We start from the raw sequence: 13,798 nt of genomic DNA, 5'->3' as shown, positions 1-13,798 counted from the left end.
CAAACATAATTTATGGGATTACAAAATAGAAACGTAAGTCAACCTGCATATACAGAAACACGAAATCGAGGCAACGGTGTGAGTACATTTTTATCTGGTGTAGCTGTATTACTCTCTACTTTGGCTTTGGGATGTAGCGGCTATGTAGCTTATGAAGTTTTCACGTTACGGGAGACACTAAATGCTACTAATACAGTCAGTAGCAGCATTCCTACTCAAGTGCCAAGTCCTACAGCTACAACTTCTCCACAAGCAACGGCCTCACCATCTCCAGCTAGTGCGACAATTTCAGCAATTAGCCCTGGTCAATTTGTGCAGCCTGCTTTTGGCAAAAAGGCAGAAGTTGAATTACTTTCAGCAAAACGCATTAAAGATCCAGAAACTGGAAACCGTGATGTGGTAAATGTGCAAATGCGGATTCGTCGCCTTGCCACAGACGGAGTTGTTGGTAGCGATATTATATCGGTTGCTAGTACAACAGCTCGCAATCCTGACACTAGCGTAACCTACAAAGGAGTCGCTCTTAATCGCTCAACAGGAAGCGTTTCTTTGTTCCAAGTACGTCCACAAGCCTCCGCAGATGCTTATATCTGGCTAAGAGTTCCCGATGGGATCAATAAATTGGACATTTTTGTGCCAGATACAGCCGCATTTAAAAATGTACCAATTTAATTTTAGCTAGCTAACTGATATCAAATAACTCCCCTTGATGGGGAGTCATTAGTGATTAGTCGTTGATTATACAAGATAATGCTTTAGTTCTCTAAACAGTAGCCTGCAACTGAAAGTAGCAGTCTGAGAGATAACCAAATTTCCAAAACCCTTTTTAATTACTTTCTCTTTCACTCCAGGAGTAATTTCGCTGACTGCCATTGATGCAGTTAAACTCATTTGCATAGTTTGCAAAATTAGGTTTAGTGTTGCTTCTAACTGTGGTTGAAGTTCTTTATCTACGGTAAAAGAAGGAACAAAGTTTATTATTACAATTCCTGTCCAACTTATTCCTAACAAGTTAGTGAAAAAACCTCTATTTTGGGTAAAAAGTAATCGCTCAAGGATATTTTACCCTTTTGTTCGGCTGCTTCGGCGTGTAGGTGGCTGTGGTGGAGGTGGTTCCTGAGATTTTAGCTTGTCATCATCAGTCAAAAATTCTACATGGAAACCTTTTTGGTAATAGTGCCAACCCAAGATGACAATACTAGCATCACCCATAGAAGTCTTTTCTACAGCTTGATTGGGGAATTTAGCGGCTAAGTTTTTCAATTCATCCTCCTCCCAAAGAACAATTTGCTCACGGAACTTAGCCCAAGGTGTGGTTTCATCAGCTGCATAGGTCATAATTTCGGCAAATTTTTCAGCTGCTATACGTTTACTTTCTGAATTTGCTGTTTTAGCCTGTGCAATGTGATTACCTGTTTCTATAACAGCAGCTAAAGGTAGTACCAGCGTTGTTGATTTGGCGATTTCTACCTGGATTTTTTGATTTACACGCTCAAAATCCCATTCATTATTACCAGCAGTTTCTCTACCTGGAACTTTTAACCAAACGCATAAAAGCGATGTATCGATGAGTAACACCTTTCTCATATTAGTAACTATTCATTACGAGAAAGGCTTCTTTCAATTGCACCCTTAGTTGTCATATCGCCCAAAGAATATGATGCAAATAACTTAGAGAAATTATCAATATCTTCTAAAAGTGTAAGTTTGCTTTCTCCAGTTTCAGAGTCGCGGTGTGCGACAACTACAAAAGGAACTATCTCTGGGCCTAAAGCATCAAGCAAAGCTGGGTTATGGGTAGTTAGTAAAATATCAATTTTTCTTTTGCTGCCAATCTCTCGTAGTATTCTTACCAGCAGTTCTGCACGCGAGGGATGAAGACCATTATCTATTTCTTCAATTACTAGTTGACTTCCTTCTGGTCGAGTAAGTAATGCTGTAATAATTGCTATAAAACGGAGAGTTCCATCTGACATAGTTTTAGCATCTATTAGTGTCATCTCTCCAGGTTTCCATTCTTCTTCACAGTAAAGCATTGCATCAGTTTTCAGTCTACCAACTGGCTCTGCAAATACTCTTTTAATATCACCTTCTGGAAAATCTTTGATGTAAGCTGATAGAGTCGATTCCACTTCGGCTTTTTGTTCCCCATCCAATGCTGCCAGTACACCTGCAATATTGGAACCATCACTTTCTAAAATCTCAGATAGACGTGAATAATCCCTCATTTTATCGGGCACTAAATTTAGAACTAAAATATTTTCAATTGTTGGCAAAATTATATTATTAATTATGTTGACGCTATTCTGTTTGAAATAATTTGACTGATATAATTCTTTTTTGGATGGTTCAGAAAGAAAATTAGATTCAATAAAATATAAGGGTAATCCATAGAAATCACTACGATTAAGCAAGGAGCTTCTTGCAGAAAATTTATCACCTGATAATCCAAATTCTATGGGAAAATATTCATGATTGTCTTGACAAATCGTTATTTTTTCTGTTAAACTATGAATAGTTGGTCTTGTTTGTAATGTGATTCTGTAAAGATAATCTACTTTACTATCACGATCTGCAACTAGCACCTTTAATGTAAACGCATTTTCACCTTTTTTTGCAGCCCATTCCACACCACCGCGAATAGATGGGAGTGTTTTATCTCCAGCTAAAGCTGCTTCAATATTCTCACCTCTAGCAATTCTTTGTAAAAATTCCAAAGCTTCAACCACATTAGACTTACCACTGGCATTTGTACCAATCAGAACAGTCAATGGGTCAAGTGGAAGCTCGGCATAACGAAAACTTTTCCAATTTTTCAGGATGAGTTGCTTAAGCACGATCAACTCCAAAACTCTACCTACTTAAATTTAGCTCCTACCAGTGGCGATCGCACAAATTTTTCATCCTTCAACATCTCACCAAAAACAACAAAGCCAGTAGACAGAATAAAAAATTGCGTAATTACTCTATCTAGCTGGCTACATCTCACTATGCTTTTGAGGATTTATTTTTCTGGCGTGCTGTAAAGTCGCTATTCTTTAAAGCATTAGACCCCACAACTTGCTGCACGTTGCGAAAAGATTCGCTAGTAGAATATTCTACGATCATTTTTGCAGAGCGATCGCTCCGACTCCAGATGACAATGCTATCGTTAGATATATCTTTGTTAGCTACATCATAAGGTATGCCAGGACGCATTTTATCAGAGGTGATGAGTCAGGAGAAGATGTTTTACAGGGGTTTATTTTAAGCCTTGAGGCGATTTGGTAACTGAATAACCAATGTATTACAAACCAATAAAAGTAATTAATAAAACAGTATGAGTATTACACTCAAACCGATAAGTATAATGTATGAGGACTTTAAATACAAAAAGACCAGCCTCCCACAGCTGGTCTAAAAAATGTTTTTGCGTTGTCTTCTCAAGAGAGTTAAAACCCAATTGCGCGTTCCCAAAATGCAACGGGCAACTTTTCTTAACAATATTGTAACAGCCAACACAGATTTTTCCAGAATATTCATCAAAAAAAGATATGGACAAAGCTTAAAAGCCTCTATCTATCAGGAGAATTCAGCAGATTGCAAGGTATAAATGGAAGAGATAAAAACAGACAAGGGAGAAGATTTTACCTTGTCTCCCTTGTTCCTCTTATCCCAGCATCAGTCTCAACCGATCAATTTCAACTTGACAGGCTACTGATGCTGGGAGCGATTTCTGCATCTGTCGATGTTTCGCCCACGCGGAGGATTTTAGCCCCTAATTGCTGCAACTTCATATCAAGTCGATCGTAGCCGCGATCGAGGTGCTGTAAACCCTGAATTGTGGTTTGTCCTTCTGCCGCTAGTCCGGCGATGACTAACGCTGCCGATGCTCGTAAGTCTGTACCTAATACTGGTGCGCCAGATAATTTTGGTACTCCCCTAACGAAAGCAGCATTGCCTTTGACACGAATATCTGCCCCCAAACGATTCAACTCTGAGGCATGACGCAAGCGATTTTCAAAGACGGATTCGTTAATTACGCTGTCGCCTTCTGCCACTGCCAGCAAAGCCATGAATGGCGCTTGCATATCTGTGGGAAAACCTGGATGGTATTGAGTTTCAATATCCGTTGCCTTAAGGGTTTCCGCTGGCAGAATGTGTAAGTGGTCAGGCTTTTCATCAATTATTGTCACTCCAATATCCCGCAGCTTGGCAATTACTGGGATGAGATGTTCTGGAGCCACTGGTGAGAGAATAAGTTCTGAGCGGGTAATTGCTGCTGCCAGCAAAAATGTCCCGGCCTCAATGCGATCGGGAATAATGCTGTAGTCAACAGAATGCAACTTGGGAACTCCTTCGATAATAATCCTGCTAGTCCCCGCGCCCTGAATCTTCGCTCCCATCGCGTTACAGAAGTTAGCTAGATCGACTACTTCCGGTTCTCTGGCAGCATTTTCGATGATCGTTTCACCCTCTGCCAGGGTAGCCGCCATCATCAAGTTTTCCGTCGCTCCAACGCTGGCAATGTCTAAGTAAATGTTCGCACCTTTTAATCTCCGGCTGCTGCCAGGGACGTAGGCATTACAAATGCCATGCTCAATTTGTACTTCCGCTCCCATTGCTTGCAGTCCTCGAACATGCAAGTCAACTGGTCTTGCCCCAATCGCACAACCGCCTGGTAAAGGCATCTGTGCTACTCCCAGTCTTGCCAGAATGGCTCCAATGGCGAAAAAACTTGCTCTCAACTGGGTAACTAATTCATAGGGAGCTTTTGATGTTTTAATCTCGCTGGCATTGATGTCTAAAATATCGCCTTGTCGGGTTAATTGCACACCCAAAGCTGATAACACCTGACCCATCCGCTCTACGTCCGCTAACAAAGGGACATTGCGAATACGACAATCGCCCGGACACAGCAAGGCTCCAGCCATGATTACCAGTGCTGAATTTTTTGCTCCGCTAATTTTCACATGACCCCGCAAAGGATGCCCACCCCAAATTTGCAAGACTGAGGAGTCTGCTTCTGGAGCAATTTTGGCATCTGGTAAGCTGGTAGAAGGATTAATAAGCCTACCTCCAAAAGTAATACGTATTTTATATGTTTGAAGTTGGTTTTGATTCTACAGTAAAGATTCAAAATGTCCACGTTTTAAAGCACTGTTTTGTATAAAAAAATTGTTTTTTGGGTGAAGATGTAGGCTGAAAATAAGCAATAGCAAGCTTTTTGAGCTTTTTAAAAAAATTCAAAAAAATAATGAATAAGTAGTAGTTTGAAGCAAAATTAAATACTCAGTAAAATAACTTAAGTGTTCTTTAAAAATCAATGCTGTACTGTCTAGTTAATATTTTGATTCGACCTTGTGTCTGAAAAAATCGTTTCCAGTTAGAGACTTTTAACGAGGCGTTATGCTTGTTACTTGACAAAAATAAAACATAACGCAATAATAAGAAATTGTGGATAAGTACAAATGCCAGCGGAACTGGCGGAATTGGCAGACGCGCTAGATTCAGGTTCTAGTGCCGCAAGGCTTCCGGGTTCAAGTCCCGGGTTCCGCATACTATCTTAAGTTAGGAGTTACAAGTCAAGAGTTATGAGTTGAAAGATAACTAAATTAACTCCTAACTATTAATTTCTAACTCTTAACTTTTTGATGTTGACCAGTTTACAAAATTCCCTAGTCAAACAAATTCGCAAGCTACACTCCACCAAGGAGCGACACAAACAGCAGTTATTTTTACTAGAAGGGACGCACCTGTTAGAAGAAGCTTGTGCAGTCAATTACCCACTAGAAACAGTGTGTTGTACCCAAGATTGGCAAGTAGGCCATCCTTCGCTGTGGGAAGAAGCTTGTAGCCGATGCGATCGCGCCGAAATTGTCAGTCAAGAAGTCTTGGATGCGATCGCTACCACAGTCCAACCGGATGGTGTGGTGGCAACGGCAAAACGAAGCAAACCCCAAACTCAACTACCATTGACTGGTTTAGTGCTAGCTTTAGAAACTGTGCAAGATCCCGGCAACCTGGGTACGATGATTCGCACCGCCGCCGCCGCTGGAGCATCAGGGTTGTGGGTCAGTGGAGATAGTGTAGATTTAGATAGTCCTAAAGTTCTACGTGCTTCCGCAGGGCAATGGTTTCGCCTAGCAACAGCCGTAACCGAAGATTTAAAAGCGACAGTCCAACAAAGTCAACAGGCAGGAATGCAGGTAGTGGCAACCTTACCCAGTGCGACTTTAACTTATTGGGAAGTGGACTGGCGAAAACCTAGTATGATTTTACTGGGAAATGAAGGTGCTGGATTATCGGCAGATTTAGCAGCGATCGCAGATCGGCAAGTCAGAATTCCTTTGAGTCCTGGGGTGGAATCTCTAAATGTGGCGATCGCAGCCGCTTTAATGTTGTACGAAGCTCAACGGCAACTAATTTGTCAGTAATAAATTTTAACTTTTTACCCCAATTGGGTTTTTGTTATTTCTTCGAGATATTGTTCAATATCAGCAACTGCGTCCTCAAGAGCCGCTAAATCAATATCTATCAAGTCTCGATCGAGTTCGACTTCAACTTCAGTAAAATTACTAGTATGTAGTTGGGGAATCTCTTCTTCCTCAGTTGAACTTTCTTGTAAGATATCCTCCAACTGTTCGAGGGATTCTTGAAACACCCGATCGGCAGCGTGCCGCTGTTCTGGCTGATTTTGCTCCATAATATTAACTTTAAAATCCTGATTTACTGACTTAATTTTGATTCTAGTTCCTACAGATTTAAATTTTGCACTTATAACATCATAGTTGGGTGCTGTATCAACTTTAGCAGTGGTTATCAAGAATATCGATAGCTGTCTCCAATTACTAAGATTGGAGACAGCTATCGCTACGGTTAGACCAAATCAAGTTGGCTAGATTTAGGTAAGTTTTATAAAACAGGTCTAATACTTAATTTGATAGACTATCCTAAATTTGAAATTATAAAAACTGGTAGCTCAGGGCTGATAACTAACTATGAGTGAAGCCTTATTCTGTATCGAAAATCTGCGAGTTGCCTATCCTGGGCGGAGTGGAGAAGAAGCAAGCTGGGCGGTTGATGATGTATCTTTCACGTTGCAACCAGGTGAAAGAATGGGATTGGTGGGAGAGTCAGGTTGTGGTAAATCAACTCTCGGACGGGCAGTAATGCGTTTACTACCAGCCTCTAGTCGTATTGAGGGACGGGTGACATTTCAAGGACACTCAGTGTTTGACTTGACACCTAAGCAGTTGCGGAAATTTCGGGGAGAGGCGATCGCTTTAATTTTTCAAGATCCCATGACACGCCTCGATCCGCTGATGACGATTGGTAAGCATTGTATCGAAACCCTCCAGGCGCACTCACCACAATTATCAACGCGCGAAGCCAAAGAAAAAGCACTTGCTACCTTAGCAAAGGTGAATATTCCCGCTAGTCGCTGGAATCAATATCCTCATGAGTTTAGCGGTGGAATGCGCCAACGGGTAGCGATCGCTTTAGCTTTACTCCTCAACCCCAAGTTTATTGTTGCTGACGAACCCACCACCAGTTTAGATGTCACCGTCTCCGCGCAGATATTGCAAGAATTAACTCGCCTGTGCGGTGAAGAAAACATGGGATTGCTGCTAATATCTCATGATTTAGCAATGGTGGCTGAGTATTGCGATCGCATTGGCGTAATGTATAACGGAAAGATGGTTGAAATGGGTTCTACAGAAACCGTATTTAGGCAACCTCAACATGAATACACGCGATCGCTCTTAAAAGCAGCTTTACACATTCAAGCAGTAACTGATAGTGGAGAATTGATAATTGCCAATGACGAAGAAAAGCAATTACCGATTATTAATCAGCAATCTCCAATTTTGAGCGTTACAGAACTTAAGCAACACTATACTATAGAACCTAATTTTATCGAACGACTGCTTAACACACAAGCGCAGACAATTAAAGCAGTAGATGGGATCGACTTGGATATTTATTCAGGAGAAATTCTTGGCTTAGTCGGGGAATCAGGTTGTGGTAAAAGTACACTATCACGAACAATCTTGCAACTAATTCGTCCCACTAGTGGCAAAGTTGAGTTTTTAGGACAGGATTTAACTAAACTGTCGCGTCAAGAAATTCGTTCCTCGCGGCGACAAATACAAATGGTTTTTCAAGATCCTCATGCTTGTCTCAATCCAGCGATGACAGTGGGACAAAGTATTGCAGATCCTTTATTTATTCACAATCTAGCTAATCCTACCAAGGCAAAAGAACAGGTTTTGTGGATGCTAAATAAAGTTGGATTAACACCGCCAGAAGTGTATTATGAGCGTTACCCGTCGGATTTGTCTGGTGGACAACAACAACGAGTAGCGATCGCTCGTGCTTTGATTACTCACCCTAAACTCTTAATCTGCGATGAACCAGTGAGTATGTTAGACGCCAGCGTTCAGTCGCAGGTGCTGGATTTGATGTTGCAATTAAAGGAAGAGTTTGAGTTAACTTATCTATTCATCACTCACGATCTTTGGTTAGCTAGATTTTTGTGCGATCGTATTGCCGTAATGAATGGCGGTAAAATTGTCGAACTTGGTCTTACAAAAAAGATTTTTGCCAATCCTCAGCACCCGTATACCAAAACCTTACTAGCTGCTGCTCCCTTACTAGCACGCGCTTAACTAAAGAACTTCCATTAAAAAAACACTCCATCGTAGGGGCGCAAGGCTTTGCGCCCTTACAAATCTACAAGTAATTTGGGATAATTTATTTTTTGCAAGTCCCTAAATAAAATTATAAGTTAGAAGTTTTTAACTCCTAACTCTTCACTCCTAACTCCTAACTATTTTCCCTTCCCTTAAGTAATCTAGTTGGTTCTCCACTCGAACCATAAAGCTCAACGAATCTTTTAAACAGCAATGCAGTCTCATGATTTGAAGTTTTACTTAAGTTGAATAAACGCCCTATATTTTTTTCAGATAAAGCTCTTAAATACGGCAAATCCTCAAATAGGGTCAAGCAAGAAGCAAAATGCAATATTATTTGTAATAATGGCTTTGGCCACTCTAGGTCACTATAAATATCTATAAAAAACTGATGTTCTGAGTCATTTAACGGGAAAGCATGAAATATAACAATTATCCTTTTGTTATTGTAGACTGGAATACTCAGTTCAACAGTGTAAGGGGTATGTAATATCAAATCCACCTCTACAATAGGTTGTCGCCAAATTCTCAAAGGATTAGCTGGCGAGTCTAATATTGTTTGAAATTTGATTATTCCACCAGTATTTGTAGGCTGAAAGTGGCTAATTTGAAAAATCTTCAGGTTATTAAGGCTAAATTTATGAACTGTTTCCAAATGCTTTAAACTCAATAAATGATAAATTTGGCAAATATAAGGAAACGGTAAAATATATTCCTGGCTTATCATGTGGAGCTTTTTTATTTGAAGTTTGTTAGCTTGAGTGCGAGCCAGATATTCTTGATATTGGCTGGGGTCTAAATCATTACTATTGAAGCTTTCTTCCGGCTTTAAATATAGCCAGATCACAAAAAAGAAAGAGGCTGTAAATAGCTGAAATATTTCTATAGGAGATAAATAACCATCGACAAATGCGGCTATGCTTCTATCAGTTATCCCGAAAAGCCAAGAGGGAATACCAAAAACCCAAATACTACTTTTTATTTGATCTATAAAAAGTGCTACCTCAACAATTTTGGAAACATTACTATTTTGATTGGTACTAAATTTATCACTAATTTTCAAACAAGGAATAGACATACTACTTTTGCTTAATCTTAATTGATATTTATATTAATTTTAAAGACTAATATATGGTATCAACCTCTGTCTTTAGCTATATATATAACTTGTACTTATTAAAGCAAACTTAAAACCAGTTTTTATTAAAATAGCTACCAAGTACACTTGATTGTTATGTATAACTTAAAACATCTATGTATTCACTGATGATAGAATTATTTGTAATCTATTCTGTTAAAGAAATTAAGGTTTTATTCTCTGATGTAAAACTTGAAGTCAAAAGCGGTATATAAATATTCAGAGGAAAAAGTTGATTTTTCCTGACATGAGAAATTTATCTATTTTTCTAGGATGAATACTAAATGATGCTTTAATAATAAAAAGTTAGAATTTAAAAATTGAAAACTAAGAAGTTATAAAGTTTCCCTGTTCAATAAAATATATTAGGTAGGGTGTTATAATTGGGCTATATTGATAATAGTTATGGTGGCTTTTATAGTGGCGTATTGCATACTTGCTAGTAGGGTTATACCAATTCTATATGAGGGTGCATAGAACTATAGAATAGTGTGATAGTAAAAATTAAACACTGCTTGGCAAGCAATGGGACGCCCTTTTAACTTAGAAATCAGTGAGAGCGCTGAATATTTGTCTAAAAGTCTCAAGAAGGCTCGGACTGCTTTTGAGAAAGAACGGTTGCAAATGCTGTGGTGGATAAAAACAGGACAAGCAACACAGCATCAGGAACTAAGCCGCATGTTGGGCAGAGATGGCTCAACGGTAACACGATGGTTGCAAAAGTATCGACAAGGGGGATTAGCGAAACTATTAGAGGTCAAAGCTTCTCCTGGAGCAACTCCGAAGATTCAAGGAGAAGTGCGATCGCAGTTGGAGGAGAAACTCAAATGTTCCGAAGGGTTCAGCAGCTATGGGGAAATTGTAGAGTGGCTCAAGCAGGAATTTGATTTAGAAGTCAAATATCAGACGGTATATCGTTTGGTAGACTATCAACTCCAGGCGAAACTCAAAATACCTCGACCTCAGGGCAAACAGCAGGATGAACAGGCTGTCAACCTGTTTAAAAAAACATTCCTCACGCCCTTGTTAGCTTTCAAAACCTTTTATGTCAAGGAAAGCGACTACGTTACCTCTGTCAGGATGAGACTAGACTAGGGTTGAAAACGGAAACCGGGCGAGTGATTACGGCTCGTGGTGTTAAACCGATAGTCAGTGTACAGTGGCCAAGAGAGGCATTCTGGCTGTATGGAGTCGTTGAACCATTGACAGGATGGCATTTTTGTCATGAATATCCTCATTTAGACGGTGAAAACTTTCAGAAATTTCTTGATGCCCTATCCCAAGAACTGGGTGATGATATGGCACTGATGCAAATGGATCAAGCATCTGCACATCAAGCTTTGGCGCTGTCTTGGCCTGAAAATCTCATCCCGGTCTTTCAACCTGCTCATAGCCCTCAGCTTAATCCAATTGAGCGATTATGGCAGTTTATTAAACGCCAGTTCAAAGGGGAAAGCTTCTCTAATTTACAAGAACTGCGCCAACGGATTCAACATGAGTTAGCTCAAATGTCTTCTCTGGTAATCTCGTCTTTGACAAGTTATGATTTTATCCTCGAAGCTCTCTTTCATGAAGCTTTATTCTATGCATCTTCATAGAGAATTGGTATTAGCCATTACTTTATCTAAGGTAGACGATCCCTACCTGGCAAAGTATCTGTGACAATTACGCTAGAAACCATAGAATTGCTACTGTTAACACTGTATTATTTTTGAATATTTTCTGAAGATTTTTCCGAGACGGTAGCAATGACCATTCGCCATGCGACTGAAACTGACTTGCCTGCAATTGTGGCAATTTACAATACTGCAATTCCGTCTAGAATGGCAACCGCTGACTTAGAACCAGTATCTGTGGAAAGTCGCCTTGCTTGGTTTAAGGGGCGATCGCCTTTACAACGCCCACTTTGGGTAATCGAAGTAGAAGGAGTGATTGCTGGATGGCTTAGTTTTCAATCCTTTTATGGGCGACCCGCCTATAGTAAGACTGCCGAAATTAGTATCTACATAGCCCCTAGCTTTCATCGGTGTGGCTTAGGACGGCAACTCTTAGCACAAGCAATTAGCGAAAGTCCTAGTTTGGGTATAAAGAGCCTAGTATGCTTCATTTTTGCCCACAATCAACCCAGCTTAAAACTCTTTGAAACGTTTGGTTTTGAACGCTGGGGACATTTACCTAACATTGCCGAACTTGACAGCATTGAACGGGACTTAGTGATTATGGGACTGCGAATTAGTTAACGTATTGTTTAAGGCGATCGCTATTTTCTGAGACTTTAAAATTAAATTCGGTAACAATCGATCTGGATTAATTCTCCGTAACTATTGTGATGATTCTCAGGTAATTTTTATAGCCTTGGTAAGCGATCGCTTTTTTCTCGCTGTTCTTATTTCACATCGTAATGATCTTTTAATGCCTTAAAATATGTAAAAAATTAGGGTGAGCAGTGTTCACCCCAGTAATTCAAAGTCTAGGATTGACATTCTCGACTTTTGATCTGTTTATATATTTTATATCCTCCATAAGTCAATAACGCTCCGGCTGCTACAATCCCACCGACTGGTACAGTAATTGGAGCAGCTATGACTGTTGTAGCTGCTGTTGTAAAACCTAACCAACCTGCGATACCACTAGCAGATGTAGTACTAGTCACAACTACAGGTACTGTAGCGACGGTAATCGAGCCTAATGAAGAACCTGCAAGTGTCGCCATCCCTGCAATCAATTCGTCTTTCATTTGATTTTTTCCTTTAAGTAAAATTTTTTGCATTACATAATAATATTTTATAATTTATCTAAGTAATAATAATAAAATCCACGTATATTTTTTTATGCGCTTATAAAGTTTTACTGGTATTTTGATAATTAATGTACAATACTCATACTCAAATCCAACCATTTTGACTGAGTAATCGGCGCACTGCTAGAAATATAGTCAACGCCAGTCTCCGCCACACCGCGAATCGTCTCTAAAGTCACATTCCCCGAAGCTTCAATTTTCACCCGGCTATCCTGCTGGCGAATTAACTTTACCGCGTGACTCATCATATCCAAAGGCATATTGTCCAACATAATAATGTCAGCCTTGTGCTGCAAAGCTTCTTTCACCTGCTCTAAACTTTCTGTCTCTACCTCTATAGTCAAAGGATAAGGAATCTGAGAACGAATACGGGTAACAGCTTCTCCAATTCCCGCAGCCGCAGCAATGTGATTATCCTTAATCATCACCGCATCATCCAACCCCATCCGGTGATTAATTGCCCCACCCAAAGCAGTCGCGTACTTTTCCAACAGTCTCAGCCCTGGCGTAGTTTTACGCGTATCCACCAACTGAGCAGGTAAATCAGCAATTTTCTCTACATATATATTAGTCAGCGTCGCAATCCCACTCAACCGCATAGCTAAGTTGAGCGCGACTCGTTCCCCCATCAGCAGCGCATCCAGCGAACCATGAATTTCAGCTACTATCTGTCCTGGCTCACACCATGCACCTTCAGGTGCCATCGCCACAAAGCTGACTTTTTCATTCAATATCTGAAACACCTTAGCTGCAACTGGTAAGCCAGCAATTATCCCTGAAGCTTTTGCGATCCATTTGGCAGAGCCTAGCGTCACATCTTCTACTAGTAGCGTATTTGTTGTGCGATCGCCCCTGCCAATATCCTCTATCAACCAGGCACGCAATAATGGATCTAAAACCACCCAGGGCGGCAAAACACCAGAATTCCTCACAACTTTATTACTTCCTTAGTTACTTCCAGGAATACTATAGCCTATAACCCTTACTCTCTAAGGCTTTCGTAGTAAATCAGAAACAAACCAAAATATTTTTGGAAAAATAGTTGACACAATGAATTAGGTTCGTTATATTGAATAAGTGCCGAAAGCGAAGCGCGAAAAAGCGACGCTTGAAAGACACCGAACCTTGAAAATATTATAGTTTGAAAGCGATTATACAGCAAGTGGATTGCGTCAAGCAAATAAA

General features: G+C 40.2%; 15 protein-coding genes, 1 tRNA gene and 1 pseudogene. 7 read left to right on the top strand and 10 right to left on the bottom strand.

Going from position 1 to position 13,798, the window contains the following annotated elements:
- Nucleotides 1-78: 78 nt before the first annotated feature.
- Complete coding sequence (locus tag V7K41_RS06645; RefSeq protein ID WP_334846717.1) at nt 79-672, top strand: hypothetical protein; 594 nt, start codon at nt 79-81, stop codon at nt 670-672.
- A 66-nt stretch (nt 673-738) separates the two neighbouring features.
- Here V7K41_RS06645 and V7K41_RS06640 read toward each other — a convergent pair whose 3' ends face one another.
- The 6 genes and pseudogenes from V7K41_RS06640 to murA form a co-directional block, all read right to left on the bottom strand.
- Nucleotides 739-1,011 carry a hypothetical protein gene (locus V7K41_RS06640; RefSeq protein ID WP_334846618.1) on the bottom strand — a complete coding sequence of 91 codons (273 nt, stop codon included), beginning with the start codon at nt 1,009-1,011 and terminating at the stop codon, nt 739-741.
- Nucleotides 1,012-1,062: 51 nt separating this feature from the next.
- Nucleotides 1,063-1,587: a hypothetical protein gene (locus V7K41_RS06635; RefSeq protein WP_334846616.1), complete on the bottom strand. Its 525-nt coding sequence runs from the start codon at nt 1,585-1,587 to the stop codon at nt 1,063-1,065.
- An 8-nt stretch (nt 1,588-1,595) separates the two neighbouring features.
- A complete protein-coding gene (locus V7K41_RS06630) occupies nt 1,596-2,837 on the bottom strand; it encodes an AAA family ATPase (protein WP_334846614.1) in 1,242 nt (413 codons plus the stop codon).
- A gap of 20 nt (nt 2,838-2,857) precedes the next feature.
- Nucleotides 2,858-2,989: a hypothetical protein gene (locus V7K41_RS06625; RefSeq protein WP_334846612.1), complete on the bottom strand. Its 132-nt coding sequence runs from the start codon at nt 2,987-2,989 to the stop codon at nt 2,858-2,860.
- Nucleotides 2,990-3,015: 26 nt separating this feature from the next.
- A pseudogene (locus tag V7K41_RS06620) lies at nt 3,016-3,216 on the bottom strand (PhoD-like phosphatase N-terminal domain-containing protein); the annotation flags it as partial.
- Nucleotides 3,217-3,680: 464 nt separating this feature from the next.
- A complete protein-coding gene (murA, locus tag V7K41_RS06615) occupies nt 3,681-5,048 on the bottom strand; it encodes a UDP-N-acetylglucosamine 1-carboxyvinyltransferase (protein WP_334846715.1) in 1,368 nt (455 codons plus the stop codon).
- A 408-nt stretch (nt 5,049-5,456) separates the two neighbouring features.
- Between murA and V7K41_RS06610 the strand changes: the two genes are divergently transcribed.
- Nucleotides 5,457-5,538: transfer RNA gene (locus tag V7K41_RS06610), tRNA-Leu, on the top strand.
- Between the two features lie 95 nt (nt 5,539-5,633).
- Complete coding sequence (locus tag V7K41_RS06605) at nt 5,634-6,416, top strand: TrmH family RNA methyltransferase (RefSeq protein WP_334846611.1); 783 nt, start codon at nt 5,634-5,636, stop codon at nt 6,414-6,416.
- A gap of 14 nt (nt 6,417-6,430) precedes the next feature.
- On the opposite strand, the gene V7K41_RS06600 is transcribed toward V7K41_RS06605, so the two are convergent.
- Nucleotides 6,431-6,685: a hypothetical protein gene (locus V7K41_RS06600; protein ID WP_334846609.1), complete on the bottom strand. Its 255-nt coding sequence runs from the start codon at nt 6,683-6,685 to the stop codon at nt 6,431-6,433.
- A 295-nt stretch (nt 6,686-6,980) separates the two neighbouring features.
- Here V7K41_RS06600 and V7K41_RS06595 point away from each other — a divergent pair, with 295 nt between their 5' ends.
- A complete protein-coding gene (locus V7K41_RS06595; RefSeq protein ID WP_334846607.1) occupies nt 6,981-8,651 on the top strand; it encodes an ABC transporter ATP-binding protein in 1,671 nt (556 codons plus the stop codon).
- Nucleotides 8,652-8,808: 157 nt separating this feature from the next.
- Here the strand turns inward: V7K41_RS06595 and V7K41_RS06590 are convergent, their stop codons facing one another.
- The gene (locus V7K41_RS06590; RefSeq protein WP_334846606.1) at nt 8,809-9,753 is read right to left on the bottom strand and encodes a hypothetical protein; all 945 of its coding nucleotides are present in this window, start codon (nt 9,751-9,753) and stop codon (nt 8,809-8,811) included.
- A gap of 585 nt (nt 9,754-10,338) precedes the next feature.
- Between V7K41_RS06590 and V7K41_RS06585 the strand changes: the two genes are divergently transcribed.
- From V7K41_RS06585 to V7K41_RS06575, 3 genes are all read left to right on the top strand, one after another.
- Nucleotides 10,339-10,908, top strand: a complete 570-nt coding sequence (locus V7K41_RS06585; protein WP_334846605.1) for a helix-turn-helix domain-containing protein — start codon at nt 10,339-10,341, stop codon at nt 10,906-10,908.
- Between the two features lie 2 nt (nt 10,909-10,910).
- Nucleotides 10,911-11,411: an IS630 family transposase gene (locus V7K41_RS06580; protein ID WP_334846604.1), complete on the top strand. Its 501-nt coding sequence runs from the start codon at nt 10,911-10,913 to the stop codon at nt 11,409-11,411.
- Between the two features lie 150 nt (nt 11,412-11,561).
- The gene (locus V7K41_RS06575) at nt 11,562-12,053 is read left to right on the top strand and encodes a GNAT family N-acetyltransferase (protein ID WP_334846602.1); all 492 of its coding nucleotides are present in this window, start codon (nt 11,562-11,564) and stop codon (nt 12,051-12,053) included.
- Nucleotides 12,054-12,283: 230 nt separating this feature from the next.
- On the opposite strand, the gene V7K41_RS06570 is transcribed toward V7K41_RS06575, so the two are convergent.
- A complete protein-coding gene (locus V7K41_RS06570) occupies nt 12,284-12,550 on the bottom strand; it encodes a hypothetical protein (RefSeq protein WP_334846600.1) in 267 nt (88 codons plus the stop codon).
- Nucleotides 12,551-12,678: 128 nt separating this feature from the next.
- The gene (gene nadC / locus V7K41_RS06565) at nt 12,679-13,545 is read right to left on the bottom strand and encodes a carboxylating nicotinate-nucleotide diphosphorylase (protein WP_334846598.1); all 867 of its coding nucleotides are present in this window, start codon (nt 13,543-13,545) and stop codon (nt 12,679-12,681) included.
- Between the last annotated feature and the right edge of the window lie 253 nt (nt 13,546-13,798).

The organism is Nostoc sp. (genome assembly GCF_036917415.1).
In the GTDB taxonomy this organism is placed as follows: Bacteria; Cyanobacteriota; Cyanobacteriia; order Cyanobacteriales; family Nostocaceae; genus Nostoc.
Note: the sequence above shows the minus strand (reverse complement) of the source record. Positions and strands in the feature narration are given on the sequence as shown.